The organism is Pseudomonas sp. SJZ074 (assembly GCF_007828215.1).
GTDB lineage: Bacteria > Pseudomonadota > Gammaproteobacteria > Pseudomonadales > Pseudomonadaceae > Aquipseudomonas.
Genome location: NZ_VIUE01000011.1, coordinates 54,550 through 79,802, shown reverse-complemented (window position 1 = coordinate 79,802; position 25,253 = coordinate 54,550). Strand labels below are relative to the sequence as shown.

Annotated in this window: 30 protein-coding genes; 18 read left to right on the top strand and 12 right to left on the bottom strand. The window is 60.1% G+C overall.

The genetic code is table 11. The features are described 5' to 3' along the window. Positions 1 to 55: 55 nt before the first annotated feature. From dsbD to dsbG, 3 genes are read left to right on the top strand one after another with little or no spacing between them, the layout of a single operon-like run. On the top strand, positions 56 to 1,783 hold the full coding sequence (gene dsbD / locus FBX99_RS14125; protein WP_145131826.1) for a protein-disulfide reductase DsbD: 1,728 nt from the start codon (positions 56 to 58) through the stop codon (positions 1,781 to 1,783). After that, on the top strand, positions 1,783 to 2,652 hold the full coding sequence (locus tag FBX99_RS14120; RefSeq protein WP_144927418.1) for a TlpA disulfide reductase family protein: 870 nt from the start codon (positions 1,783 to 1,785) through the stop codon (positions 2,650 to 2,652). Before dsbD ends, FBX99_RS14120 begins: the two co-directional genes overlap by 1 nt. Further along, positions 2,628 to 3,395, top strand: a complete 768-nt coding sequence (gene dsbG / locus FBX99_RS14115) for a thiol:disulfide interchange protein DsbG (RefSeq protein WP_144927415.1) — start codon at positions 2,628 to 2,630, stop codon at positions 3,393 to 3,395. The genes FBX99_RS14120 and dsbG overlap by 25 nt, the downstream gene beginning before the upstream one ends. A gap of 164 nt (positions 3,396 to 3,559) precedes the next feature. Here dsbG and FBX99_RS14105 read toward each other — a convergent pair whose 3' ends face one another. Beyond that, positions 3,560 to 4,366 (bottom strand): alpha/beta fold hydrolase, encoded by an 807-nt coding sequence (locus FBX99_RS14105; RefSeq protein WP_144927409.1) that lies wholly within the window; start codon positions 4,364 to 4,366, stop codon positions 3,560 to 3,562. Between the two features lie 174 nt (positions 4,367 to 4,540). Here FBX99_RS14105 and FBX99_RS14100 point away from each other — a divergent pair, with 174 nt between their 5' ends. Beyond that, a complete protein-coding gene (locus tag FBX99_RS14100; RefSeq protein ID WP_145131824.1) occupies positions 4,541 to 4,825 on the top strand; it encodes a hypothetical protein in 285 nt (94 codons plus the stop codon). Between the two features lie 42 nt (positions 4,826 to 4,867). Here FBX99_RS14100 and FBX99_RS14095 read toward each other — a convergent pair whose 3' ends face one another. Together FBX99_RS14095 and FBX99_RS14090 are read right to left on the bottom strand one after the other, a co-directional pair. Beyond that, positions 4,868 to 5,644, bottom strand: coding sequence for an ABC transporter substrate-binding protein (locus FBX99_RS14095; protein ID WP_145131850.1), 777 nt, complete (start codon positions 5,642 to 5,644; stop codon positions 4,868 to 4,870). Positions 5,645 to 5,755: 111 nt separating this feature from the next. Beyond that, complete coding sequence (locus tag FBX99_RS14090; protein ID WP_144927403.1) at positions 5,756 to 6,382, bottom strand: TetR/AcrR family transcriptional regulator; 627 nt, start codon at positions 6,380 to 6,382, stop codon at positions 5,756 to 5,758. Positions 6,383 to 6,601: 219 nt separating this feature from the next. Between FBX99_RS14090 and FBX99_RS14085 the strand changes: the two genes are divergently transcribed. Both FBX99_RS14085 and FBX99_RS14080 read left to right on the top strand, forming a co-directional pair. Beyond that, on the top strand, positions 6,602 to 7,144 hold the full coding sequence (locus tag FBX99_RS14085) for an exonuclease domain-containing protein (RefSeq protein ID WP_144927400.1): 543 nt from the start codon (positions 6,602 to 6,604) through the stop codon (positions 7,142 to 7,144). Between the two features lie 82 nt (positions 7,145 to 7,226). Continuing rightward, the gene (locus tag FBX99_RS14080; RefSeq protein ID WP_144927397.1) at positions 7,227 to 7,511 is read left to right on the top strand and encodes a pyrimidine/purine nucleoside phosphorylase; all 285 of its coding nucleotides are present in this window, start codon (positions 7,227 to 7,229) and stop codon (positions 7,509 to 7,511) included. Between the two features lie 57 nt (positions 7,512 to 7,568). On the opposite strand, the gene FBX99_RS14075 is transcribed toward FBX99_RS14080, so the two are convergent. Next, positions 7,569 to 8,378, bottom strand: coding sequence for an MOSC domain-containing protein (locus FBX99_RS14075; RefSeq protein ID WP_144927394.1), 810 nt, complete (start codon positions 8,376 to 8,378; stop codon positions 7,569 to 7,571). Positions 8,379 to 8,447: 69 nt separating this feature from the next. Continuing rightward, entirely contained in the window at positions 8,448 to 9,371 is a 924-nt protein-coding gene (locus tag FBX99_RS14070; protein ID WP_144927390.1) for a chemotaxis protein CheV, read from the bottom strand. Between the two features lie 418 nt (positions 9,372 to 9,789). On the opposite strand from FBX99_RS14070, the gene FBX99_RS14065 reads away from it, so the two are divergent. The 3 genes from FBX99_RS14065 to FBX99_RS14055 all read left to right on the top strand — a co-directional run bounded on the left by FBX99_RS14065 (position 9,790) and on the right by FBX99_RS14055 (position 12,048). Further along, complete coding sequence (locus FBX99_RS14065; RefSeq protein ID WP_145131822.1) at positions 9,790 to 10,260, top strand: hypothetical protein; 471 nt, start codon at positions 9,790 to 9,792, stop codon at positions 10,258 to 10,260. Between the two features lie 235 nt (positions 10,261 to 10,495). Then, positions 10,496 to 11,389: a sensor histidine kinase gene (locus tag FBX99_RS14060; RefSeq protein WP_144927466.1), complete on the top strand. Its 894-nt coding sequence runs from the start codon at positions 10,496 to 10,498 to the stop codon at positions 11,387 to 11,389. Continuing rightward, positions 11,386 to 12,048 (top strand): response regulator transcription factor, encoded by a 663-nt coding sequence (locus FBX99_RS14055; protein WP_144927384.1) that lies wholly within the window; start codon positions 11,386 to 11,388, stop codon positions 12,046 to 12,048. Before FBX99_RS14060 ends, FBX99_RS14055 begins: the two co-directional genes overlap by 4 nt. Here the strand turns inward: FBX99_RS14055 and yegS are convergent. After that, positions 12,032 to 12,949 carry a lipid kinase YegS gene (gene yegS, locus FBX99_RS14050; protein WP_144927381.1) on the bottom strand — a complete coding sequence of 306 codons (918 nt, stop codon included), beginning with the start codon at positions 12,947 to 12,949 and terminating at the stop codon, positions 12,032 to 12,034. The two genes, FBX99_RS14055 and yegS, sit on opposite strands and share 17 nt — an antisense overlap. A gap of 337 nt (positions 12,950 to 13,286) precedes the next feature. Between yegS and FBX99_RS29175 the strand changes: the two genes are divergently transcribed. Further along, the gene (locus FBX99_RS29175) at positions 13,287 to 13,595 is read left to right on the top strand and encodes a hypothetical protein (protein ID WP_256662484.1); all 309 of its coding nucleotides are present in this window, start codon (positions 13,287 to 13,289) and stop codon (positions 13,593 to 13,595) included. A 143-nt stretch (positions 13,596 to 13,738) separates the two neighbouring features. Here FBX99_RS29175 and glp read toward each other — a convergent pair whose 3' ends face one another. Together glp and moaB are read right to left on the bottom strand one after the other, a co-directional pair. After that, positions 13,739 to 14,926, bottom strand: coding sequence for a gephyrin-like molybdotransferase Glp (gene glp / locus FBX99_RS14040; RefSeq protein WP_178111939.1), 1,188 nt, complete (start codon positions 14,924 to 14,926; stop codon positions 13,739 to 13,741). A 22-nt stretch (positions 14,927 to 14,948) separates the two neighbouring features. Then, positions 14,949 to 15,488, bottom strand: coding sequence for a molybdenum cofactor biosynthesis protein B (gene moaB, locus FBX99_RS14035; RefSeq protein ID WP_047701515.1), 540 nt, complete (start codon positions 15,486 to 15,488; stop codon positions 14,949 to 14,951). A gap of 79 nt (positions 15,489 to 15,567) precedes the next feature. Here moaB and mobA point away from each other — a divergent pair, with 79 nt between their 5' ends. After that, positions 15,568 to 16,179, top strand: a complete 612-nt coding sequence (mobA, locus tag FBX99_RS14030; protein WP_144927373.1) for a molybdenum cofactor guanylyltransferase MobA — start codon at positions 15,568 to 15,570, stop codon at positions 16,177 to 16,179. Positions 16,180 to 16,282: 103 nt separating this feature from the next. Next, positions 16,283 to 16,504: a YgdI/YgdR family lipoprotein gene (locus FBX99_RS14025; protein WP_024776721.1), complete on the top strand. Its 222-nt coding sequence runs from the start codon at positions 16,283 to 16,285 to the stop codon at positions 16,502 to 16,504. Between the two features lie 82 nt (positions 16,505 to 16,586). On the opposite strand, the gene FBX99_RS14020 is transcribed toward FBX99_RS14025, so the two are convergent. The 3 genes from FBX99_RS14020 to FBX99_RS14010 form a co-directional block, all read right to left on the bottom strand. Beyond that, entirely contained in the window at positions 16,587 to 17,477 is an 891-nt protein-coding gene (locus FBX99_RS14020) for a pseudouridine synthase (protein ID WP_145131818.1), read from the bottom strand. A 71-nt stretch (positions 17,478 to 17,548) separates the two neighbouring features. Continuing rightward, positions 17,549 to 17,869, bottom strand: a complete 321-nt coding sequence (locus tag FBX99_RS14015; protein ID WP_144927367.1) for a transcriptional regulator — start codon at positions 17,867 to 17,869, stop codon at positions 17,549 to 17,551. Positions 17,870 to 17,962: 93 nt separating this feature from the next. Beyond that, on the bottom strand, positions 17,963 to 18,202 hold the full coding sequence (locus FBX99_RS14010; RefSeq protein ID WP_144927364.1) for a glutaredoxin family protein: 240 nt from the start codon (positions 18,200 to 18,202) through the stop codon (positions 17,963 to 17,965). 179 nt (positions 18,203 to 18,381) lie between these two features. Between FBX99_RS14010 and FBX99_RS14005 the strand changes: the two genes are divergently transcribed. Then, complete coding sequence (locus FBX99_RS14005) at positions 18,382 to 20,094, top strand: monovalent cation:proton antiporter-2 (CPA2) family protein (protein ID WP_144927361.1); 1,713 nt, start codon at positions 18,382 to 18,384, stop codon at positions 20,092 to 20,094. Between the two features lie 4 nt (positions 20,095 to 20,098). On the opposite strand, the gene FBX99_RS14000 is transcribed toward FBX99_RS14005, so the two are convergent. Then, positions 20,099 to 21,307, bottom strand: coding sequence for an ammonium transporter (locus tag FBX99_RS14000; RefSeq protein WP_144927357.1), 1,209 nt, complete (start codon positions 21,305 to 21,307; stop codon positions 20,099 to 20,101). Between the two features lie 350 nt (positions 21,308 to 21,657). Here FBX99_RS14000 and FBX99_RS13995 point away from each other — a divergent pair, with 350 nt between their 5' ends. The 5 genes from FBX99_RS13995 (at position 21,658) to FBX99_RS13975 (ending at position 25,248) form a co-directional block, all read left to right on the top strand. After that, positions 21,658 to 21,972 (top strand): YqjD family protein, encoded by a 315-nt coding sequence (locus FBX99_RS13995; protein WP_144927354.1) that lies wholly within the window; start codon positions 21,658 to 21,660, stop codon positions 21,970 to 21,972. Position 21,973: 1 nt separating this feature from the next. Next, positions 21,974 to 22,363 carry a phage holin family protein gene (locus tag FBX99_RS13990; protein ID WP_047701522.1) on the top strand — a complete coding sequence of 130 codons (390 nt, stop codon included), beginning with the start codon at positions 21,974 to 21,976 and terminating at the stop codon, positions 22,361 to 22,363. Then, positions 22,360 to 22,695, top strand: a complete 336-nt coding sequence (locus FBX99_RS13985; protein ID WP_144927351.1) for a hypothetical protein — start codon at positions 22,360 to 22,362, stop codon at positions 22,693 to 22,695. The genes FBX99_RS13990 and FBX99_RS13985 overlap by 4 nt, the downstream gene beginning before the upstream one ends. A gap of 224 nt (positions 22,696 to 22,919) precedes the next feature. Beyond that, positions 22,920 to 24,248 (top strand): deoxyguanosinetriphosphate triphosphohydrolase, encoded by a 1,329-nt coding sequence (locus FBX99_RS13980; protein WP_144927348.1) that lies wholly within the window; start codon positions 22,920 to 22,922, stop codon positions 24,246 to 24,248. A 373-nt stretch (positions 24,249 to 24,621) separates the two neighbouring features. Beyond that, positions 24,622 to 25,248 carry a response regulator transcription factor gene (locus FBX99_RS13975; RefSeq protein ID WP_041020693.1) on the top strand — a complete coding sequence of 209 codons (627 nt, stop codon included), beginning with the start codon at positions 24,622 to 24,624 and terminating at the stop codon, positions 25,246 to 25,248. Positions 25,249 to 25,253: the final 5 nt, after the last annotated feature.

The window sequence follows — 25,253 nt, the reverse complement described above, 5'->3', positions numbered from 1 at the left end:
GTTAATCGCCGGCCGCCATCGTGCTTTCCACTTGCTCCGTTCTAAGGCTTTATCCATGCGTCGATTGTTTTTGCTGTGGCTGCTGCTGATTTCGAGCCTGGCCCAGGCCGCCAATCCCTTCGAAACCAAACCCGATTTCCTGCCGGTGGAAAAGGCCTTCGTGTTTACTTCGGAACGCCTCGACTCCGGTGAGACCCAGCTCTTCTGGCAGATTGCCGATGGGTACTACCTGTATCAGCAGCGACTCAGATTCGACGGCCTGGCCGACGCGCAGAAACCGAAGCTCCCGGCGGGAGAAGCCCACAGCGATGAGTTTTTCGGCGACCAACAAGTCTATCGCCAGGCACTGGAGCTGAAGATTCCGGCAGGCGCCACCGGCAAGATCAAAGTGGGTTTCCAGGGCTGTGCCGATGCTGGGCTGTGCTATCCACCCCAGACCCAGGTGGTCGACCTGGGCGGCAGTAGCGCTGCGACGGCCAAGGGCGAAGCGCCGGACCAGGCCCTGGCCAGCGGTCTGCAGCGACGGGCCTTGGGTTGGAGCCTGCTGGTATTCTTCAGCCTGGGACTGTTGCTGGCGTTTACGCCGTGTTCCCTGCCGATGCTGCCGATCCTCGCCGGCCTGGTGGTGGGCAGCGGTGCCGGGCCTCGGCGCGGTCTGGCTTTGGCGGGCAGCTATGTGATCAGCATGGCCCTGGTGTACGCCGCCATGGGTGTGCTTGCCGCGTTGTTGGGCGCCAACCTCCAGGCCTTGCTGCAACAGCCGTGGTTACTCGGTACCTTCGCCGCGGTGTTCGTGGTGTTGGCGCTGCCCATGTTCGGTTTCTTCGAACTGCAACTGCCGGCCGCCTTGCGCGACCGCCTGGAGAATGCCGGGCGTCAGCGCCGCGGCGGCAGCCTGGTGGGCGCCGGGATTCTCGGCGCATTGTCCGGCCTGCTGGTAGGCCCATGCATGACCGCTCCGCTGGCCGGCGCGCTACTGTACATCGCCCAGAGTGGTAACGCGCTGCACGGTGGCCTGATCCTGTTTGCCATGGGCGTCGGCATCGGCTTGCCGCTATTGCTGCTGGTGACCGTGGGCAACCGTTTCCTGCCCAAGCCCGGCGCCTGGATGGATTTGGTCAAGGGCGTGTTCGGCTTCCTGTTCCTGGGTACCGCGCTGCTGATGATCCGTCCGGTCATCGACGGCTCGCTGTGGATCGGACTGTGGGGCGTGCTGTTGTTGATCGCCGCCTACAGCGCCTGGCGCCAGACCGAAGGGTTCGGCCGCATGGCCTATGCCTGCGGCAGCGCGTCATTACTGTTTGGCCTATGGGGCAGCGCGCTGCTGGTGGGTGCTGCCGGTGGTAGCGATGATTTCTTCCAACCCCTGAAGGTCTACACCGGCACCCAGAGCGGCGCGACCGTCAGCGCCCACGACGCCTTCGTCACGATCCGCGAGCCTGCTGCTCTGCAACGGGAGCTGGACGCGGCCAAATCCCAGGGCCAGTGGGTGCTCGTGGATTATTACGCCGACTGGTGCGTCTCCTGCAAAATCATGGAGAAACAGGTGTTCGGCCGCGCCGAAGTGCTGAACGCCTTGAAGGACGTCCGCCTGCTGCGCCTCGACGTGACCGCTGACAATGCCGCCAGCCGCGAACTGCTGAACCGTTACCAGGTACCCGGGCCGCCGAGCCTGCTGTGGATCGGCGCCGACGGTGAAGAGCGCCGCAGCCGGCGCATCACCGGGGAGGTCGATGCCAAGGGCTTCCTGGAGCGCTGGAACAGTACCCGGGAAGCAAACTGATGCTGACATTCACCCTCGGTACCTTTGCTATCGCCCTTAACCACCTGCTGCTGATCAGTGCCCTGGCGCTGGCGACCTTCGTAGGCTGGCGGGTAGCCAAGCGCGGTGGCGAGAACCCCGAGTCGGTGCTGTTCGTACTCTTTCTGGTGGGACTCCTGGCCGCACGGATCAGCTTTGTCATCGCCTATTGGAGCCATTACCAGGACGACCCGTGGCAGATCGTCGACTTGCGCGACGGCGGCTTCCTGGCCTGGCCTGGCATCGTGGCGCTGGTCATCGGGACCTTGCTGTGGGCTCGACGTCGACCGGCCCTGCGCCGGCCACTGGGGTTCGGCGTCGGCAGCGGCCTGCTGTTCTGGCTGATCGCGACGATGGCGCTGACGATTTATGAACAGGGCACCCGGTTGCCGGACATCGACCTGCGCGACGCCAGCGGACAGACCGTGAAACTCACCGATTACCAGGGCGGCCCCCTGGTGATCAATCTCTGGGCCACCTGGTGCCCGCCCTGCCGGCGTGAAATGCCGGTACTGGAAGAAGCCCAGCAGCAGCGTCCGGATCTGACGTTCCTGTTCGTCAACCAGGCCGAAAGCATGCAGAGCGTCAGCACTTACCTCGCCACCCAGGGCCTTAGCCTGGACAATGTCTTGTTCGACGGCAGTGGTCGCCTTGGCCAGGCCGTAGGCTCCATGGCGCTGCCGACGACGCTGTTCTACAGCGCCGACGGCCGCCTGCTGGGCAGTCACCTGGGGGAACTGTCGGAAGCAAGCCTGGCCCGCGCCCTGGAAAATTTCGAAACGCCGGGTTCAACCACGGCGCCCCACCCCGTCACAAGGAAACCGCCATGCCCCGCCTCCGCCACATGCTGACGCTGGCCGTCGCCACGGCGCTGTTGCAAGCGCCGCTGCTACAGGCCGAAGAACTGCCGGCAGCCATCAAGAAAATCGAAGCCAAGGGCGCGAAGATCGTCGGTACTTTCGAGGCACCGGACGGGCTACGCGGTTACGCGGCGCAATACCAGAACCGCGGCATGGCGCTGTACCTGACCCCGGACGGCCAGCACGTCCTGCTCGGCAACCTGTACGACGCCGACGGCAAGGACTTGAGCGCCGAGCCGCTGCAGAAACTGGTCTACGCACCGATGGCGAAGGAAATATGGGCAAAAATGGAGGCGAGCAACTGGATCGCCGACGGCAGCAAGGATGCACCGCGTACCGTGTACCTGTTCAGCGACCCCAATTGCCCCTACTGCAACATGTTCTGGGAACAGGCGCGGCCATGGGTCAAGGCCGGCAAGGTGCAGTTGCGCCACATCATGGTGGGCATCATCCGCGAAGACAGCCCCGGGAAATCCGCCGCGTTGCTGGCGGCCAAGGACCCGCAAAAAGCCCTGGAGGACCATGAAAAATCCGGCAAGGGCAGCACGCTCAAGCCCCTCAAGGACATACCGCCCGCCATCCAGGCCAAGCTCGATGCCAACCAGCAGTTGATGGACGAACTGGAGCTGTCCGCCACCCCGGCGATTTTCTACCTGGATGACAAAGGCGAGCTGCAACAGCAACAAGGCGCCCCTTCGCCGGACAAACTGGTGAAGATCCTCGGGCCGAAATAACCGCTCCCTGGATATCGTTGTGGGAGCGGGCTCGCTCGCGAAAGCAATGGATCAGTCGACAAGGATGTTGACTGTACCGCCGTCTTCGCGAGCAAGCCCGCTCCCGCAATGGCCCGGTGTTGACAGGTCAATGCAGGAGCGGGCCTGCTCGCGATTGCAGTGGGTCAGCTACGCAAGAACTCAAGCAATGCTTCGGTAACGAACCCAGGATTCTCCAGGTTGGAAATGTGCCCTGCCTCCGGGATCAGCATATGGGGACAACCGATCAACCTGGCCATCTCCAGAGACTCGGAAGGTGGTCGTGGCTTGTCCTGGTCACCGCACATCACCCAGGTGCTGCCAGCATCCAGCTCACCCAGGCGCGGCAGGATATCGTCGCGGCCGAAAATGATTCGCCCCAACGGCACGATGCTGTCACGCAGGCGATCAGCCGGCAGCGCGGCCAGTGTTGCGCGGAACTGCCGGTACAGCGGCGATTGCGGATCGATGCCTGGCCGGAAGAAGATCGGCACGACAATGTCCAGCAACGGCTCGGGAATGCTGCCGCCGGCTTCGATCTTGTCGAACAGCGAGAAATAATACAGGCGCGTCGGCTCTGGCTCGACGCCCACATAGGTGTCCATCAACACCAGCGCCTGGAGCCGTTTCGGGGCCATCAACGCCAGCCGTGTCCCCCACATCCCGCCTACCGAAAGCCCCACCAGACTGAAGCGATCGATGTCCAGGTGATCCATCAACCCCAGGACCTGGCGGGCCAGGTCGTCCAGAGAGGACATGCCCTCGGGCAAACGCCCGGATTGACCGTGGCCCCACAGGTCCGGGGCAATCACCCGGTAATGGCGTGACAATGCCTCGATCTGCGGCGCCCACATGCCGTGGTCCCACAAATAGCTGCTGCCCAGCACCACCACCGGGCCATGGCCCTGGTCCAGGTAATGAAGCGGTTGTCCGTCAAGGGTTGCAAAGGGCATCGATGACCTCCTTGTTTGCGTATGAAAAAACCCGGCCAGACTGACGTGCCCTATGGCAAGCCGTCAATCGCCGGGGCCATCCATGTGGGACAGGTACCTGTCAGGTCTGACAGTAGACCGAGCCGCTTGCCGGCGATAGCGTGAGATTTCACAACAGTCGGTGGAGTAACAGCCATGACCCAAGTCGAGCTTGAAGCTTTCGCTCAAGAACAGATTGACCTCCTGAAGCCGAAAGCCATCAACACAGACCGGGCATCCGGGCAAAGGGCCAAAGCAAAACTGCTCTTTTTTGAAGCGCTGCTGGCCGCGTGCAGTCACACGCAGACCCAGGAACAGTTCGGCTTGATGGATGCGGTCAATGACACTTTCCAGAAAATCGGCGCGTTTGGACCCGGTGAAGTCTTCTTCAACCAGCCTGAAAAATGCTGCTCGGCTTATCGCTCCGATTCGCCGGCCTGATGGGCTGTGCGGGAAGTGGACAAGGAAACCCTGGGCCTGCGGTCAATGAGCGTGCGGCGGCACCAGTTCAATCTGGTAAGGTTTGAAAATCGCCAGCAGTTGGCCGTTATCCCGTAGTTTCTGCAGCAATTGTCCAAACGTTTCACTGGTAATCGGCGCCTGCGGCCGGATCAGGGCATAGTGGTGGTAAACCTGGTCGATACGTTCGGACACCAGCAGCTGCGGCCCTACCTCAGGGTTGCGCAGTATGTAGTCGTTCAGGTATGAACGGGTCACCAGGGCGATGTCCGCCCGCCCGCGCAAGACCATCAGCAGATTACTGTCGTGGGAGTACGTCAGCGTAGCGTTGTACTGGCCCATCAGGAACTTGGGGTCGGCGTTGAACTCGGCAAAGGCATAGTGATAGCCGCTGAACAACGCCAGGCGCTTTCCCCTGAGGTCGCTGAAGTAACTCTGCTGGCGATCCGGCTGACGTTGGGTAACGAAAACTTCCGCATCTTCCAACCCCATGTCCACTGCGGTATGAGGCACATCTTTCCAGCCCCAGTCGGGGTTCTCGAAGATCGCCATATCGACCCGGCCTTGCTTGAAATCGTTGAAACGGCGTGGAATAGATGTCGGTACCAGCTCGAATTGATAGTCGGTCTGGGAGTGATTCAGGGCTTCGACCAACTGCGGCAACAGGCCGGTGTCGGCGCCGTTTTCAGGGCGCACGGTATAGGGAGGAAAATGCGCGGCCCCGATCCTGACCAGTTGCGCCGCCGAGGCTGGCACCACCAGGAAAACAGCCAGTGCAGCCAGCAAAGCACGCGGGATCATCCCCTTCGGCGAAAACGTCAAGGCACCACTCCCCAAAAGTCAATCCATATATTCAAGCTAGGCGGTTTCAGCCACTTAGCCAGCTCCGCGGCCACTTAACGGGCCGCTTCACTATTGTTTTTCTTCAAGCACCAGTATCAACGCTTGCTCGGCCAGTTGATCGAGGCTCAGGCAGCCTTCGGCGCGAAACCAGGTGGTGGTCCAGGACAACGCGCCCGTGAGAAAACGCCGGGTAATGAACACGTCCCCGCGAATATACCCGGCATCCTTGGCCTGACCCAATACCTCGAGCCACAAGTCTTCATAAATATCCCGCAAGGCCAGCACCTGCCGTTGCCCGTCCAGGGATAGCGAGCGCCACTCATAGACCAATACCGCCATCGCCTCGCCGGTGCCGCCCATGATCGACTGCAACTCGCAGCGGATCAGCGCGAGTACTCGCTCACGCACGCCGCGCGCCTCGGCCAGTGCCGCACGCATCAAGGCGGTGTTGTAGCGGATGGTTTCTTCCATCACTGCCCGCAGGATCTCGTCCTTGCTTTTGAAGTGGTGGAAAATACTGCCGGATTGAATGCCCACGGCGCTCGCCAGGTCGCGCACCGTAGTGCGTTCGAAGCCCTTGTTGCGAAACAGGTGGGCGGCGGTCTGGAGCAGTTTGCCGCGAGCACTGTCCGGGTCGGTCAATTGTCCTAGGCCAACCAGTTCATGCATCACCGCCAGGGCTTTTCGCTCGTCCACCCATTCTCTCCTGCAGTCGTCATTGGCGCCGGCAATTTAAGCTGGGCGGACCAGCCAGGCAAGCGCTCGGACAGAAGTTGAGTGCACGAATCAACCGTACAGGACACTAGTGTCCTGTATCACAAATACTGTTCTTTTTTGCGAAACAGGACACTAGGCGAATGTAGCGCATTTGACTACGCTCAAAACCATCTGCACGCCAATACCGGGAACCTCGTGATGCCTCAATGGCTGGTGATTGATCTGGAGGCCACCACCGATGAAGGTGGCTGGCCGGTAGCCGAAATGGAAATTATCGAGATTGGCGCCACGCTGGTGAACCGTGACGGGCGTGAGCTGGATCACTTCCAGCGTTTCGTGCGGCCCCTGCGACGACCGCTGCTCACGCCCTTCTGCCGCGAGCTGACGCACATTACCCAAGCCAATATCGACAGCGCAGCGACCATCTCCGAGGTCTGGCCAGCGTTCGAACGCTGGCTGGCGCCCTACCACGCGAACCTGGGAGGATGGGTCAGTTGGGGCGACTATGACCGCAAGCAGTTGCTCCAGGAATGGCATCAACATCAGTTAGACAGTGTTCTCGCCCGCGTGCCCCACATGAACCTCAAGCAACGCTTCGCCAAGACCCGTCGACTCGAACGGCCGCTGGGGCTTAACGGGGCGTTGCAACTGGCCGGCCTGCAATTTTCCGGTCAACAGCACCGCGCCCTGGAAGATGCGCGCAACACGGCAAGGTTATTGCCCCTGGTGCTGGCGGATTGAACTGCCCCCGCGCAGATGACGAGTGTTGAAGCCTTGTGCATACTGGCCGGCCTTTTTCAGCCCTTTTTTCGAGGAATCGCCCATGTTCAAAGTCAACGAGTACTTCGACGGCACCGTCAAGTCGATCGCTTTCGGTACGGCCGAAGGCCCTGCGACCATCGGCGTCATGGCTCCGGGTGAATACGAATTCGGCACGGCCCAGCGGGAAATCATGCACGTCGTATCCGGTGCCCTGACCGTGAAACTGCCCGGCAGCACCGAATGGGAAACCTTCGCGGCTGGCAGCCGCTTCAATGTACCTGCCGACAGCAAGTTCCAACTCAAGGTCGCGGTCGACACGGCCTACCTGTGTGAATACCGCAGCTGAGTCGCGAACAGCTGTGGCGAGGGGATTCATCTCTTCGCCACAGGCGCCGCGCAAGCTTTATTCGAGCACTTCAACCGGCATGCCGACTTCAAGCCGGCCATTACTGTCATTGACCAGATTCTGACCGAACATCGGGCCATCCGGTGTCGAACGATACTGCTGCAAGGTGGCGAAAGGCTCACGGCCCGGATCGCGTTCGCCGGTCTGTGGGTCTACCGTGGTCATGATGCAACGCGAGCAGGGTTTGACTATCCGCAATTCCACATCGCCGATGCGGATTCGCTTCCACCCATCCTCGGCAAACGCCTGGCTGCCTTCGATCACCAGGTTGGGTCGAAAACGCAACATCTCCAGCGGGCGACCGACCCGATTCGACAGATCCTGCAGCGAGGCCTGGCCGATCAGCAACAACGGGAATCCGTCAGCGAAGGCAACCTTGTCGTCATCCTTGCCATAACCAGCCGCCGTGGTGCGTGCCAACTCTACCGGCACATGCACCAGGCGGGTGGCGTTGCCGATGAATTCGCTGACCCAGGCCGCCGCCTCGTCACCGGCATCCGGAACACGCAGGGTATCGCGCCAAATGATCACCCCGCGGCGCTGTTCTTCCCGGGCCGATGGTAGCGGCACATCAATGCTGTCGTAGCCCGGCGCACTGAGGGTCAAGCCACCCGTTTCGTTCCACAATGCCGAGAGCTGGCTCATCTTCGCCACGGCCCGTTGAGTCAGGAATCGCCCGGTGCCCTCATCCACCAGCATCCAGCGCCGGTCACCGTCCAGGCCGAGCTTGTCCAGGCCAGTCCCTTGCAGAGACTGGCCCTTGCCGGATTTCAACGGATAACGATACAGCGCGCTCAGACGCAACATGGCCAGCTCCCGGTGCTGAAAAAACGCCACCATATACGAGCCGGCCATCGAAGCAAACCATGATCAGCTTCAGTCGAGCATCAGTCGCTGGCGCACCACATCGACCAGTTTGTCCGGCTGGAATTTGGAGAGGAAGTTGTCGCAGCCGACCTTCTTGACCATCGAGTCGTTGAAGCTGCCGGACAACGAGGTGTGCAGTACCACGTAGAGCCCACGCAACCGTGGGTCGTTGCGGATTTCAGTCGTGAGGCGGTAGCCGTCCATTTCCGGCATTTCCGCGTCAGTGAAGACCATCAACAATTTGTCGGTCATCACCTCGCCGCTATCGGCCCAGGCCTTGAGCATGTTCAGGGCCTTCAAGCCGTCGCCGGCAACGTGCATCTTTATGCCCAACTGCCCGAGGGTGTCGCGCAGTTGCGAGAGCGCGACTTTGGAGTCGTCCACCAACAGCACTTCGCGCCCACGGGCACGTTCCAGTACCGGGTCCTCGAGCTTGTCCCGGGAAACCTTGGCGTTGTAGGGCACGATTTCAGCCAGGACTTTTTCCACGTCGATGATTTCCACCAACTGATCGTCCACCTTGCTGATGGCGGTCAGGTAGTGCTCACGGCCGGCGCTGCCCGGTGGGGGCATGATCGCTTCCCAGTTCATGTTGACGATGCGGTCCACGCCTCCCACCAGGAACGCCTGAACCGAACGATTGTATTCGGTCACAATAATGGTGCTGTTGGCCCCCGGCACCAATGGACGCATGCCGATAGCCTGGGACAGGTCGATCACCGGCAACGTCTGGCCCCGCAGGTTGACCACGCCACAGACAAATGGATGGCGCTGCGGCATCAGGGTCAACTTGGGCAGTTGCAACACTTCCTGGACCTTAAACACGTTAATGGCGAACAATTGCCGGCCCGCCAGGCGAAACATGAGAATTTCCAGGCGATTCTCACCCACCAGCTGGGTTCGTTGATCTACTGTGTCGAGAATGCTGGCCATCGATGACTCCTGGGGATTATTCGGATGAATCCAATAGAACAGCTATCGGCCGCCCAACGCGGATCTTGACCCTGACCTGAAATAGCTGCGTAGAGGATTGATATCACCTTAACATCATGTTTTACTGCCCTCACCTTCTCATCCCGCTTTATTCACCCGCTGCGCGACTTCGTTTTGCGTAAAAGGTTCCCCTGCCTAAGGGATTCCCCTAGGCACAATCAGGTCTAACCTGATATTCCCGATATCCAATAGCCATTAATGTGACGCCATTCTCATTGCTGAACGGAGTCAGGCCTTTGTGCGCGACCGCAGGACCCCAGCCAAGGGTGCAACGACGCAAGTCCGCTCGTTGCCGACCGGTCCCGTCGCTCGCCACAAGCGGTTTCCTTTCGCCTGACATGATGTTGTGGAGATAAGCATGCCGAACGATCGTAAGAACTGGATCCAGCGCTTTCCAGAATTCCTGACCGAGGCCGAGACCCTTTTGGCCAAGTCGGAGGAATGCCTGAGCCACCTGCAATTGATCAGTAACGACAAGGATGCGATCGATTGCATGCTCAGCTCCCTGCTGAAATTGGCAAACAAGGCAAACGCCTTGGCACTGGAAGCCGTTTCGGAGTTTTCGCTGCATATCCATGGCTTGCTCAGCCACGCGCAAAACCACATGGAATTGCATGATCAGGCCCTGGAGGCGTTGAAGGACTGCTTCACGCTGATGGCATGGCAACTTGAACTCGTCGACCCCACTACCGGCCAGCTCAGCCTGGACAACAGCGAACAGGCCTCGTTGATCGAAGCCTTTGCGCTCCAGGTGGGCCAGAGCCCCTGCGAGGTATTGCCTGCGGCACGTCCCCTGAGCCTGCTTTCCTATTCCCAGAAACAAGCGTGATACCAATGATGCCGGCGCAGCTCGACGCGTCTGCTCCACGGCGCTTTCACACCGCCATGCCGAGCGCGACCAACCATGGATGAAGTGGTACTATGTCTCGCGTCGGGCGCTTCGAAACAGCAGCAGGAAATGCCATCAATCTGAAGCCAGCCTCGACCTGAACCATTTACCGACCCGGGCCGTCCCCTGTGCTGACCGGCTCGCCCGCAGCGAACATTCAGTGGCTCCATCCGTCATGCACGCCAGCCTCAATTCATTCATCACCTGGCCACCCTCCCAAGAAAACGCCCGCCGGTTCACACTATTTCTGTGCGTCTGCTCGACCCTTGGCTGCCTGCTGATCTATCTGTTTGCCCAGACATTGCCATTGGCCTTGCTGGTGTTGGATATCGCGGCCCTGGTCTGTGTCTTGATCCAGTACCAGTCGTCGCGAAAATCCATCAAGCTGCAACCTCAGGAGTTGGCCGAGCGGCTGCTCGAAGTCCAGGAAAACGAACGCCATCGGCTCAGTCGCGAATTGCATGACGACATCGGCCAGCTACTGACGGCAGCGAAACTGCAGAGCGAATGGCTCAAGCGCCGGCTGCCGGACGAATTGCAAGCGCAGTGCTCGATCCTCTGCGAAACCCTGGATGAGACCCTCGACAAAGTCCGCGACGTATCGGCCATTCTCAACCCCCGGCAGTTGACCAGCCTCGGACTTGAAGCCAGCCTGCGCGCGCACTTGCTCAAGACATTGGCCAACACCCCGGTTAAATGGAGCCTCGACTGCCAGCAGCGCATGACGGGTATCCCGGAGGAAATGACGGTCGCCGCCTTTCGAATCACCCAGGAAGCGGTCACCAACGTCCTGCGCCATGCTCAAGCGCACAATCTGCTGGTGCGCCTGCAACGCCTGCCCGAAGGCCTGTTGCTGCTGATCCACGATGACGGTCATGGGTTCGTCCCGGCGCCCCATCCCGCTCGCGAAGGTCAACGCGGCATGGCCGGCATGTCAGAGCGAGTCGAGCAGTTGGGCGGCACATTGAAAGTCATCAGTGAAGCTGGCAAGGGCACGCATATCGAAGCCCGTTTCCCCTGGGCTCCTCGCGCCCTGGCACGGGCCAACAAGAATAAGGTTCTCCATTGACTTGTAATTTGCTCCTGGTAGATGACCACTCACTGATCCGCGCCGGCGTGCGCGCACTGATAACGGATCTGCCCGGCTATGCCGTCATCGGTGAAGCCAGTGACGGTGCACAACTGCGGGCCTTGGTCGAACGACTGGACCCCGATATCGTGTTGCTGGACATCACCATGAAGAACACCAGCGGCCTGGACGCCCTGCGCGAACTCAAGCAGGTACGGCCACGCAGCAAGGTACTGATCCTGTCGATGCACACCGACCCGGCGCTGATCATGCAGGCGCTTGAGTCCGGTGCCCATGGGTATCTGCTCAAGGACACGACGGCCACCGAGCTGGAGCACGCCCTGAACGCACTACGTAACGATGAACACTACCTGAGCCCAGCCATCGCTCATACAGTGATCAACCAGGCCTTGACCCGCACCCAGCAGAAACATCAACCCTCCCCTGTCCAGACCCACAATCTGACGGCACGCCAGCTGGAAATACTGCGACTGATCGTGCGGGGCAAATCCACTCGCGAAATTGCCAATGGCCTGAGCCTGAGCATCAAGACCGTAGAAACCCACCGGGCCCAGATCATGAAGCGCCTGCAGATCCATGACGTGGCCGGGCTGGTACTTTTCGCCGTGCGCGAGCAAATCATCAGCCTGGACGATTGAGCGCCGGAGAGGCAACCAGCAAGGGCGAATCAGGTGGCAGGTGTACTCGCAGCGCTTTCGGACGCACCGTGAACCGCAGGCTGTCGACCTGCAAGGGCTCGCCATCCAGATTGATATCCAGACCCTGGGCCACCTTGATCTCCACCCATGGCAAGCGTGCACGCACGAACATGTTGTCGATACCCAGGCCACCGGCCAGCAAGTCTTTCAGCGTGCCGACCACTTCCTGGGGCGCCGGCAGGATACTGATGTCCAGCAATCCGTCATCGACCAATGCCTGCGGACACAACTCATGGCCTCCTCCGGCCTGCCGACCATTACCGATGCCCAACGCCAGCAGATCGCCCTGCCAGCTGAATCCCGGCCCCTGCAATTCACCATAGGCCGCGCTCAATTCACTGAAGCGCGTGAGTCCGGTAAACAGGTAAGCAGCGCCTCCCAACACCTTTTTAAGGTCTTCGGAAGTATTCGCCGTCACCTGGCTGCCGAAACCGCCCGTGGCCATGTTGAGGAAAATCCGTCCACCGACCTCCCCCAGATCGATGGGTTGCGGTTCAAGGTCCAGCAGATCCAGGGCTCGATCCGGTTCCAGCGGGACCCCGACCGCCCTGGCAAAATCATTGGCAGTCCCCAGGGGCAGCAGCACCAGGCTGGCATCGCTGGCGCTGAGGGCCATCGCTTCGGCGATATCTCGCAAGGTTCCGTCACCGCCGCCGGCGATCAGCCGCGTATAACCGGCCTCCAGCGCCTCTTCGACGCACCGCCGGGCATCGCCCGCCTCCCAGGTCACCCGTACCGCCAGGTCCCAGCCCTGCTTGCGCCTGAGCATCACAGCGGCGCGAACCTCTTCGTTGAGCGCTTGCTTGCCATGCAAAATCAATAGCGCCTTGCCCTTGCTCATCCCTTATCTCCGTCATTGGAAGGTTCCAGGAATGGGACCGCGCATTCGGCTGAAAAAGCCCTCGCCGCGTCAATTTTAATTGAGAAAGCCCCCCGGATGGATGGCCAGTCGGCCCACTGGAACGATGCCTCTGCACTCAAAGAGTTTTCTTACAAGACTTGGCGAATCAGCTCAATTGACCCTCCAACCGTATTGAGACACCTTGGCATTCTGTTGTGCTGGACCGATAAAAACACTCATTACACAAGGATGTGCTAACCCATGGATGGATACGTCACGGCCCGCAAGGGACGGATCAGTGGTTCGAACAGTTGTGGCCAAAGGGATGAAGCGTCCCATGCATAGCCATGAATACAAACTGTCGCCTCGTCAATTCGCACCTATCGGGGGCGAGCGGACCGATGCTCAGAACGAATGCAAAAGTTGCAGTAATCCCGTTGGAGGAATTGATTTGGAACCGCGCGTCGTTGAACTGGAAACCCACCTTAAATACATCCGTCGAGACATGGATGAAATCCGTACCGATGTGAAGGTGATCCGTCACAGACTGGCCTATTCGGCCGGTGCAGCGGCGGTGATCGTCGGCCTCCTGGGCTGGGTCGCGAACAGCCGCTTCGATCAACTGGTGATGCTGCTGTCGCGATAAAAGCGATGGAGGCAACCATCGATTTGAACAGGGAGTACACCGCCTGCAGAGGTGGTGTTCCGCCTCACAAATACCGTTTGTCTCTGATGACGTCGGTTACCACGAAAGCTGTCGTCAAAAAAAGGTATTTGCGAGACAGGCCACTAGTCCAGGAGCTCGCTCAAGGGGATGAAACTCACTTCGTCGCCCTCGACCAACGTCTGCCCCTCGAGCACTTCGACCAGACCTTCAGCCCAGGCCGCACTGCGCAGCACCCCAGAGCTCTGATTCCGGTAGATAATTGCCCGGCCGCTGTCCATGCGGCCTCGCAGATATTCTCGCCGACTGCCGGCTTTGGCCCAGACGAACCCAGCCGGCACCTTGAACCTGAGCGGCGCCACAGACTGAACGCCTTGGCGCCGCAGCAGGTAAGGCCTGGCCAGCAACGCAAACGTCACCAGTGTCGAGGCGGGGTTTCCAGGTAAGCCTATGACCGGCACGCCGCGCAAGTGCCCAACCGTTAGCGGCTTCCCGGGTTTGATGGCGAGCTTCCAGAGTGTCAGCTCACCTTCCTCGCGCAGCACGACGCCCAGGAAATCAGCCTCCCCGACCGATACACCACCAGTGGACAGGATCAGATCAACATCCGACAGCTGGCCCAAGCGGGTCCGGGTGGTGGGCAAGTCGTCCGGCAGGATACCTGCGTCGACCACTTCACAGCCCAGGCGCTGCAACCAGCCACAGAGCAGTACCCGGTTGCTGTTATAGATCTGGCCAGGGCCCAGTGGCTGGCCGGGCTCGACCAGTTCATCACCGGTGGACAGGACCGCAACCCGGACCTTGCGTATCACGTCCAGGGATGCACAACCCAGGGAAGCGGCCAGGCCCAGCTCGATCGGTCCCAAGCGAGTACCGGCAGCCAGCACCTGTTCGCCAGCAGTGGTTTCCTGCCCTTGAGGACGGATGTTCTGTCCACTGGCCAAGGGCTCGGTAAACCGTACTCGCTGGTCGCTTTCAACCAGGACGTTTTCCTGCATTTCCACGCAGTCGGCTCCAGCGGGAACAGGTGCCCCGGTAAAGATCCGCGCGCAGGTCCCAGCGGCCAGCGGTTGCGGAGCTTGCCCGGCGAAAATCCGCTGGCTGACCACCATCGGTTCACCTTTCCAGTCAGCCCGCCACAGCGCATAACCGTCCATGGCGCTGTTGGGCCACGGCGGCAGATCCAGGGTCGACACCAGATCCTGCGCCAACACCCGCCCTTGCGCCTCGGCCAGCGGCAGCCGCTCACGCTGGGTCACCGGTGTGGTCGCCGCCATTGCCAGCAGGCGCTCCAATGCAACCTCGACAGCCATCAAGGCGCCGGTCTTGCCAGGTTTACCCACGGGATTCACAAGGAGCCGCCTGTTTCAGATGGGCCACGAAGTTACACGGGCGATGCCGCGCATCCAGCTGTTCCGCGAGAATCCCGTCCCAGCCGGTGCGCACGGCGTTGGTAGATCCCGGCAAACAGCACACCAGCGTGCCGTTGGCCAGCCCCGCCAGCGCTCGGGACTGAACGGTGGAGGTACCGATGTCGGCCACGGAAATCTGCCGGAACAACTCACCAAAACCGTCGACCTGCTTATCCAGCAGGCACGCGACCGCTTCTGGCGTGCTGTCACGGCCGGTAAAGCCGGTGCCACCGGTGATCAGTACCACCTGGACCACCTCATCGGCAATCCAGGTCGCCACCTGGGCCCGAATCTTGTACAGATCATCTTTGAGCAGCACCCGCGCCGCCAGGTTATGCCCGGCCGCGCCGAGTCGATCGACGAAGACCTGCCCGGACGTATCGGTTTCCAGGGTACGGGTATCACTGACTGTCAGCACCGCGATATTGAGCGGCACGAAAGGTACATCAGCCTTGGCTTTCATAGGCTCGTCCAGTTGTAGGGAGAACAGCCCGGTGTTATATCACAGCGCTTGATTTTTTCGCCTGTGCGGAGACACACCCATGACCTCGAACACTGCGCTACCACCTTGCTCCATCCTGCTGCTGGCCGGTGGCCGCGGACAACGCATGGGTGGGCAGGACAAGGGTCTGGTGGAATGGCAGGGCGAACCGTTGATCGCCCACCTTCATCGCAAGACCCGCGCATTGAGCGATGACCTGATCATCTCCTGCAACCGCAACCCTGACCGCTATGCGCTGTATGCCGATCGTTTGGTGCATGACGATGAAGGTGATTACCCCGGCCCCCTGGCAGGTATCCGGGCCGGCCTCAAGGCCGCAAGGCACCCGTATTTGCTGGTGCTGCCGTGCGATGTACCGCAGATCGATTCCAATCTTCTCGACAGCATGCGCGCAATGGCCAGCCAGCATCCCCATGTGCCGCTGATGGTACGCCACGGCGAACATTGGGAACCGCTGTTGTGCGTCATCCCACTGGCCCTGACAGCGGCGTTCGATAAGGCCTGGAGCGAAGGCGAACGCAGCCCCGGCCGCATCATGCGCACGCTGCACGCCGTTGCGCTGCAATGCCCGGCCGACGATCCCCGGCTGGCGAACCTGAATACACCGGAACTGCTGACGCGACATAAAGGCACTAGTGGCCTGTGTGGCTAATTCGTTTACTCGAATTAACCGTACAGGCCCCTAGCCAGGAACTTGCGTGCAATGTATACGTCTGAAGGTCAGTAACCTGAAGAATTCATTTCGGAGAAACACCATGACACAACGGACCCTCGCCACTTTCATGCTCGCACTGGGCCTCGCCACTCTTGCCGGGTGCGCATCGCCTACAGTGATTACCTTGAATGACGGTCGCGAAATCCAGGCCGTCGACACCCCCCAGTATGATGAAGACACCGGCTTCTACGAGTTCGAACAACTGGACGGCAAGCATACCCGCGTGAACAAGGATCAGGTTCGCACCGTTAAAGATCTGTAAGCTCTGACGTCGCAACCCGATATAAAAAAGCCCGCAATGCAACAACATTGCGGGCTTTTTGATGCCTGCTCGAAAGCCGTAGCTACCACTGGAGCGCAATACCACTTTCGAATACGCGCTCCTCGCCCGTGACCGGATCGCTGAAACGTAGTCCCTGGGCCAGCAGTTTAAGAGGGTTGGCGTAATCATCCTCCACATCCCTGAGCACGTCAGGGTAGAACGGGTCGTTGCAGATGGCCGCCCCCAGGGCATTCATATGGACCCGCAACTGATGCTTCTTCCCGGTCACCGGAGACAGGCCATAGCGCCATAACTCGCCGTTCTTTTCCAGCACCTCGATGGCCGTTTCGGTATTCGGTTCGCCCGGTCCTTCTTGCATCCGGAAAAACGGTTCGCCATCGATCATCCGGCTTCTATGCACCCGTGGAAAGGTCAGCTGGGGCAACGCACGGGCAATGGCCTGGTAGCGTTTCTCGATCTTTCGCGTCGGGAACAATGACTGGTAAGCCGATCGGCTGTGGGGATTGGCCGAAAACAGCACCAGCCCGGCCGTATGCCGGTCGATCCGGTGCAAGGGCACCAGGTGAGGATTGTCCAACCGCCGGATCAAGCGTCGCAGCAAGGTTTGCTCGACATATTCCCCCGCCGGGGTGACCGGCAGGAAATGCGGTTTGTCCGCCACCACCAGATGCTCGTCCGCGTACAGGATCGACTCCACGACCGGAATCGGCTTCTCGTCGGGCACTTCGCGAAAGTAATGAATGCGCAGGCCTTCACGGTAGGGCAAATCGACAGGGATCGCCTTGCCCTCTGCGTTCAGCACCCTCCCCCGGGCAATCCGGTCCAGCCACTGTTCGCGACTGATGGCGCTGAAATGCTCGCACAGGCATTCCAGCACGGTCTGCCAGGAACCGGGGGGCAGGTACAAAGTGCTGGCCTGATGGTGTGCAGCAGAAAACGATGAACCGGACATCGAACACTCTTGAACATTTTGCGGGGGAACATTATCCGACAGTCGCACAGGCCAGCCCAGCAATGATTACCTCACGCCGGAAGCGAGGCGGGACTGGCTGCGGCCTCGGTGAACTCCTTCAACCAGCGCAACACTTCTACCGCCTCCCAGCGACCCGGGTCGTACAACGCATACAACAGGCCCTGGTAACCCACCACATCCAGTTGCTTGTGATAGCCGGCACGCTGGAACAGCGCTTCGATCTCAGCGAAACAGGTGTTGAAATGCAGTTTGTTGAAGGGTGTCTTGCCTTCGGTCACCAGTCCGTCCAGGCGCAGCTCCATGACGGCCTCGCGAACAACGTCCACGGACATTCTGTTCACGCTGTTCTTCAATTGTTCGACATTGACCAAGGGGTGCACTCCAGATAGCTGTATGGGCATACAGTAACCGAAGAACAGCATTTTCGCCAATGGCGACGTAAGGACACGATGGACGGAACGGTGTCAGCTGAGAAAGGCGGCAATCCGATCGGAATCATTGAACGGCCAATCAAGTTCTTCACCGGTGTCGACCCTGCGCAGCACCGGGATACGCAGCCCATAGGTTTCGAACAACTTCTCGTTCTCTGCGATATCCACCAGTTCCACCAGCAAGCCGTGTTCGACGAAAGGCATCAGTACGTCTTCGGCGACTTCGCAAAGATGACAACCGAGGGTACCGAACAGTTGGCATTCAGGAGGCATGGCAGGTAGACCCACAAAAGATAGACGGTCATTCTAGGCGCGCCCTCGAAAACCGTCGAGCCGGGCGTCCCGCGTCTGCAAAATGCTGATGCAAATCACTGAACACAAATGCCTTTTCGACAACCCTGATCAGCTTTCCCCTTCTACGCTGTGTACCAGACCTTGAAACGGAGTGTCCCTTGTTTGCCAACCTGCTGATCATTCTCGCCTCGTCATTGGTGGTCATCGCACTGTTCCGACGACTGCGCCTGCCGCCGGTGCTGGGCTACCTGTGCGTCGGGTTGGCCATAGGCCCCACCGCCCTGGATTGGGTGAATGACAGCGATGAATTACCGGACCTGGCCGAGCTCGGTGTGGTGTTCCTGTTGTTTTCGTTGGGGCTGGAATTCTCCCTGTCCAGGATGCTCGAGCTGCGCCGTGTGGTGTTCGGCCTCGGCAGCCTCCAGGTGCTGTGTTCGGGAGCGCTTCTGGGTGTGTTGCTGACGCTCTGCGGCGCGCCGGTATTGGCCGCGTTGCTGCTCGGCGCCGGGCTGGCGTTGTCGTCGACGGCCATCGTCAGCAAGGAGTTGACCAGCCTTGGGGAAATCTTCAGCAGCCATGGCCAGAACGCCATCGGCGTGCTGCTGTTCCAGGATGTTGTCGCGGTGCTGTTGCTGACCCTGGTGCCGGTGTTCGCTGGCAGCAGTTCACAGGCGTGGTATTGGGCCTTGCCCCTGACGTTGGGCAAGACCCTGGTCCTGTTCGGCGGCTTGCTGCTGGCCAGCCGCCTGCTGCTGCCACGCCTGTTCCATGAAGTCGCCGCGTCCCGCTCCGCTGAGCTGTTCGTGCTGCTGGCCTTGGTGATTGTGTTGCTGACGGCATGGCTGACCCACCTGCTTGGTCTCTCGCCGGCCCTGGGGGCCTTTCTGGCGGGCATGCTGCTGGGGGAAAGTCATTACCGGCACCAGATCGAAGCCGATATCCGTCCGTTCCGCGACATTCTGCTGGGGTTGTTCTTCGTCAGCATCGGCATGCTGATCGATCTGCGGCTGTTCGTCGATGACGGCTTGTTGATACTTGGGCTGACCCTGGGATTGATGCTCATCAAGGGCAGCGTGGTTGTCGTCCTGGTGAAATGGCGCGGCAGCGACGTTGAGACCGCCTGGCGCAGCGGCCTGGCCCTGGCCCAGGGCGGCGAGTTCTGTTTCGCCCTGATGGCGCTGATGCAACAGAACCGCCTCATGCCCGCCGACATCGGTGGCCTGCTGCTGGCAGCGACGTTCTGTTCGATGCTGCTCACACCACTCTTGCTACGAGCCGCGCCGAACATCGCCGCCCGCCTGCACCGCAAGCCCAACGAAGAGGCGCAACTGGACCAGATCAACGCGCTGAACGCAGGCCTCTCGGATCACGTCGTCATTTGTGGGTACGGACGCGTCGGCCAGTCCATCGGACGATTTCTGCGCCGGGAAGGCCAGGCTTTCGTTGCCCTGGATGATGACCCGGTCATCATCCAGGAAGCCACCGTCGGGGAAAGCAGCGTGCATTACGGAGATTCGAGACGAGGAGACCTGCTGGCTGCCGTGGGGCTGAGCCGCGCCCGATTGCTGGTGATCGCGGTCGACAAGACGGACATCGCCCTGACCGTGCTCAGGGCAGCCCGGCGGGTCAACCCGCAGGTACCGATCCTGGTACGCACTCGCGACGACAGCCAACTGGCCGAATTGCAGGCCGCCGGGGCCGACGAAGTGGTCCCGGAATTGCTGGAGTCGAGCCTGATGCTGGCCTCCCACGCCCTGATCATGCTTGGGCTGCCGGAACAGCGGGTCCGACAGCATGTGGATCAGGTCCGTCACGATCGCTACCGACTGCTGCACGGTTTTTATCCCGGCAATCAGGACAAGGAAACATGACGACTCAGTCCTGGCTGACCGCACCGATCTTGTGAATCGACAAGTCAGCGCCGTAATACTCTTGCTCCTGGGTCAGGCGCAGCCCAAGCAGCGCCTTGATCACGCCGTAGACCGCGAACCCGCCGGCCAGTGCGATAACGACGCCCAGTGCAGTACCGAGCAGTTGGCTGACCAGGCTGACGCCACCCAGACCACCCAGGAAGTCCTGGCCAAAAATGCCACAGGCAATGCCACCCCAGACGCCGCACAACCCATGCAAAGGCCAGACACCGAGTACATCGTCGATCTTCCACTTGCCCTGGGCCGCGGTGAAGCACCAGACAAACAAGGCGCCCGCAATGGCCCCGGTCGCCAGCGCGCCTACCGGATGCATCAGATCGGAACCGGCACAGACCGCCACCAGCCCGGCCAGCGGACCGTTGTGCAGGAAGCCGGGGTCGTTGCGCCCAACGATCAATGCCGCCACGGTACCACCGACCATGGCCATCAACGAATTGACCGCCACCAATCCGCTCACCCCTGGCAGGGTCTGGGCGCTCATCACGTTGAAACCGAACCAGCCGACAATCAGGATCCACGAACCCAAGGCCAGGAATGGAATGCTCGACGGCGCGAACGCCACCAGGCGCCCCTCCCGGTAACGGCCGTTACGAGGACCGAGCAGCAGCACCGCCGCCAGCGCCAGCCAGCCGCCCATGGCATGCACCACCACGGAACCGGCAAAGTCATGGAAACCGGCACCGAAGCGGCCCTGCAACCAGGCTTGCAGGCCGAAATTGCCATTCCAGACCACACCTTCGAAGAAGGGATACACGAAGGCCACGATCAACACCGTGGCGCACAGCTGCGGTGCGAAGCGGGCACGTTCGGCGATACCGCCGGAGATGATTGCCGGAATGGCGGCGGCAAATGTCAGCAGGAAAAAGAACTTCACCAGGCTGTAGCCGTGATCGGTGCTCAACACGGCGGCCGGTTGCAGGAACGTCACGCCGTAGGAAATCCAGTAGCCTATGAAGAAATAGGCCAGGGTCGAGACGGCAAAATCGCTGAGGATTTTCGACAGTGCGTTGACCTGGTTTTTCAGCCGGACGGTTCCAACTTCCAGGAACGCAAAGCCGGCATGCATGGCCAGGACCATGACCGCACCTAGCAGGATGAACAGGGTGTTGGAGCTGTGGACCAGACTGTCCACGGCGCTTTGCATATTTTCCATGGTGTTGGCAGACCTGAAAAAAATTGAAAGAAGCACCAAAGCGGTTCGCTCGACTTGTCAGCGCACCAAGTTGAAACCGCTCGCCTGCCAGTCAGAGGCTGACGAACCGCTTTGGTGCGTTGAAAAATGGCGAGGCGATGTTCCGTTGCGAGGTGCTTCGCGGGTTTTGATTATTTGGGTTAAGGTTTTACGGGCTGCGCCCAGCTTCAGCGCAGCGGCGCGGGCAACGCACCAGTACATGGCAGAACCTTGGGCCAAAACCGAGCAAAAGTTGTACCAGGCACTTTCACTGAACCTTCCGACAAGGCTCATACTCGAACGCTTCAGACGTCATTTACGGAGATTCACCCATGGCCAGACCCCAGGCAAAGACTGCTCAAGAAATCCTGATGGAAGACTTTCAGACGCTGGTCAGCGACACCGAACGGCTGCTGGACCATACCGCGACGCTGGCGGGCGACCAGGCCGATGAGCTGCGCAGCCAGATCCACGAAACGCTGCTGCGCGCCCGCGACACCCTCAAACTGACCGAAGACTCCATGCGTGAACGTGGCCAGGCTGCGGTCATCGCCACCGAGCAATACGTACAAGCCAATCCCTGGCAGTCCGTTGGCATCGCTGCTGGCGTGGGCTTTCTGATCGGCCTGCTGGCGACACGGCGCTGATATGGATATCAACGACTCCGGCGCGTCCGAATCGGGCACAACTTCTTCAGCCCGCCGCCTGGGCGCGGCGTTTCTCGGGCTGTTGCACAGCCACGTCGAACTGTTCGGCATGGAACTGCAGGAGCAGAAAGCCCGGACTGTCAGCCTGCTGCTGTTCGCCGGCCTGGCCCTGGTCTTTGCCTTGCTGCTCCTGGTAGGCCTCTCGACCCTGGTGCTGATCCTGGTATGGGACACCTATCGACTCGCGGGCATCATCGGCCTGTGCCTGTTCTATCTGTTGGCGGCATTGTTCTGTGGCCTTCGACTCCGGGCCGCGATCTACGATGAATCGACCCCCTTCCATGCCACACTCGAAGAACTGACCAACGACCGGGAGCGTCTGTTGCCATGAGCCTGCCCGACATTCCTCAAGCCCGCACCCGGCAGGAAATGCGCAAAGCGCTGGTACGCCTGCGCATGGAAATGCATCGCCAGGAAATCCGCCAGGAAACGCGCCAGCTGCTGCACCCCCTGCAACGGGTGCGTGGCCTTGGGCAGAGCTGGCATGAAGGCTTCGGCATCAAGCATGCGCCACTCTGGGGCATGGCAGCCGTGTCCTTGCTCGGTTTCATCGGTGGCAAGCGGACCCGCAGCGGACGCAGCAGTGGCCTGGTTCGCCTGATCCGGCTGGCAACGACGCTGGTGCCGCTGATCAAACTTGCCCGCAACGTACGCAAACCCTGACGGGCTTGCGGGACGCTTCACGAACCGGGAAGCTAGTGTCCTGTTTCGCAAATACGTTCTTTTTTGACGAGTGGCTGTTGTCGTCAGGCAAGGCGCAGCGACGAGTCATAGCCCGCTATGGCGAGGAGCGGCAACGCAGCATGACGGCAACAGACACCGTCAAAAAACACAGTATTTGTGATACAGGACACTAGAGCACCTCTACCTCAACGGAGCAACCGGCCTTGGACTGGCATACCCTGCTGACTCGCGAACGCCTCGGAAAACCTGTGCACAGCCCGGAAGAGCTGGGCCGCAGCCCTTTTCACAAGGACCATGACCGCATTATCTTTTCCGGAGCCTTCCGCCGCCTCGGACGCAAGACGCAGGTACACCCGGTTTCCAGCAACGACCACATCCACACGCGCCTGACCCATTCGCTGGAAGTCAGTTGCGTCGGTCGCTCCCTGGGGATGCGCGTAGGGGAAACCATCCGCAGCGCCCTGCCCGACTGGTGTGAGCCGAGCGATCTGGGGATGGTGGTGCAATCGGCCTGCCTGGCCCATGATATCGGCAACCCCCCCTTCGGTCATTCCGGCGAAGACGCTATCCGCTATTGGTTCCAGCAGGCAGCAGGTCGCGGCTGGCTCGACGCCATGAGCGAGGCCGAGCGCAGCGACTTTCTCAATTTCGAAGGCAACGCCCAGGGGTTCCGGGTCCTCACCCAGCTTGAATACCATCAATTCGATGGAGGCACCCGACTGACCTACGCCACCCTTGGCACCTACCTGAAATATCCGTGGACCGCCCGCCATGCCGACTCCCTGGGCTACAAGAAGCACAAGTTCGGCTGCTACCAGAGCGAGTTGCCATTGCTGGAACAGATTGCCCACAAGCTCGGCCTGCCCCAACTTGAAGATCAGCGCTGGGCACGGCATCCACTGGTGTACCTGATGGAGGCTGCCGATGACATTTGCTACGCACTGATCGACCTGGAAGATGGCGTGGAAATGGAGCTACTGGACTACTCCCAGGTGGAGTCGCTGCTCCTGGACCTGGTGGGCGATGATATTCCGGACACCTACCGCCAGCTCGGACCGCTGGATTCCCGGCGACGCAAACTGGCGATCCTGCGGGGCAAGGCCATCGAACACCTGACCAACGCCGCCGCCCGGGCGTTCGTCGAGCAACAGGAAGCGTTACTGGCCGGCACGCTGGCAGGTGATCTGGTGGAGCATATGCATGGCCCGGCAAAGCGTTGCGTGTTGAATGCCAAGGACATGGCACGCAAGAAGATATTCCAGGACAAGCGCAAGACCCTGAATGAAATCGGTGCATACACCACACTCGAAATCCTGCTCAACGGCTTCTGCGGTGCAGCCCTGGAACAGCATGGGGGCCGCTCACCCTCGTTCAAGAATCGTCGCATTCTCGACCTGTTGGGGAACAATGCACCCGACCCCAATGGTCCTTTGCATGCTGCGTTCCTGCGGATGATCGATTTCATCGCCGGGATGACCGACAGCTACGCCAGCGAAATGGCACAGGAGATGACCGGTCGTACTCGCCAGTGACATTTCCCCGGTGGGGCGAGCCTGTTCTTGATGGCGTCCGATCCGTTTGCCCTCGTGGCGACGGACGCCTCGCTTCGGAAGCCGGCCCCCCCACAACGGATTTGCAACGTAAGTTGCACAGTATTGACAACATACTTTCAACCTACCCGTAAGAGCAGGCGCTCTAATACAACGTCCTAATGGGTGGTCCGCTCATAAAACGCGCCCGTCTCATGCCCATTACCTACTAAAAACCTAATTACCTCGTAGTACCCCACTTCTTTTTTTGTAGGAAACTTCTGAAATTGAATATGTACACCCGTCTCCTCGTACGACCACAGCTGTAACTGGGCTAAGGTGCGCGCTTTATTTAAGCTCGCAAGGGACTTTATTCATGAACTCCGTTTTCATTGTCGACGATCATCCGGTCATTCGCCTCGCCGTTCGCATGCTCCTGGAGCACGAAGGTTATAAAGTCGTAGGAGAAACCGACAATGGCGTCGACGCGATGCAAATGGTGCGCGAATGCATGCCGGATCTGGTTATCCTGGACATCAGCATTCCCAAGCTGGACGGGCTGGAAATCCTCTCGCGCTTCAATGCCATGACCACCCCGCTCAAAACGCTGGTGCTCACGGCACAGTCACCGACGCTGTTCGGCATCCGGTGCATGCAGTCCGGAGCCTCCGGTTACGTTTGTAAACAGGAAGACCTCAGCGAACTTGTCAGCGCAATCAAGGCCGTATTATCCGGCTACAACTATTTTCCCAGTCAGGCTCTCAATCCGATGCGCCCTGACGACCCGCGCAGTATAGAGTTGGATCTCTTCAAGAACGTCAATGATCGGGAATTGATGGTACTGCAACTTTTTGCCCAGGGTCGCACCAACAAGGAAATAGCCAAAGGTATGTTTCTAAGCAATAAGACTGTCAGCACCTATAAGAAGCGGTTGATGCAGAAACTCAAGGTCAAGTCTCTGGTAGAACTGATTGAAATGGCGAAACGAAACGCATTGGTGTGAGAATA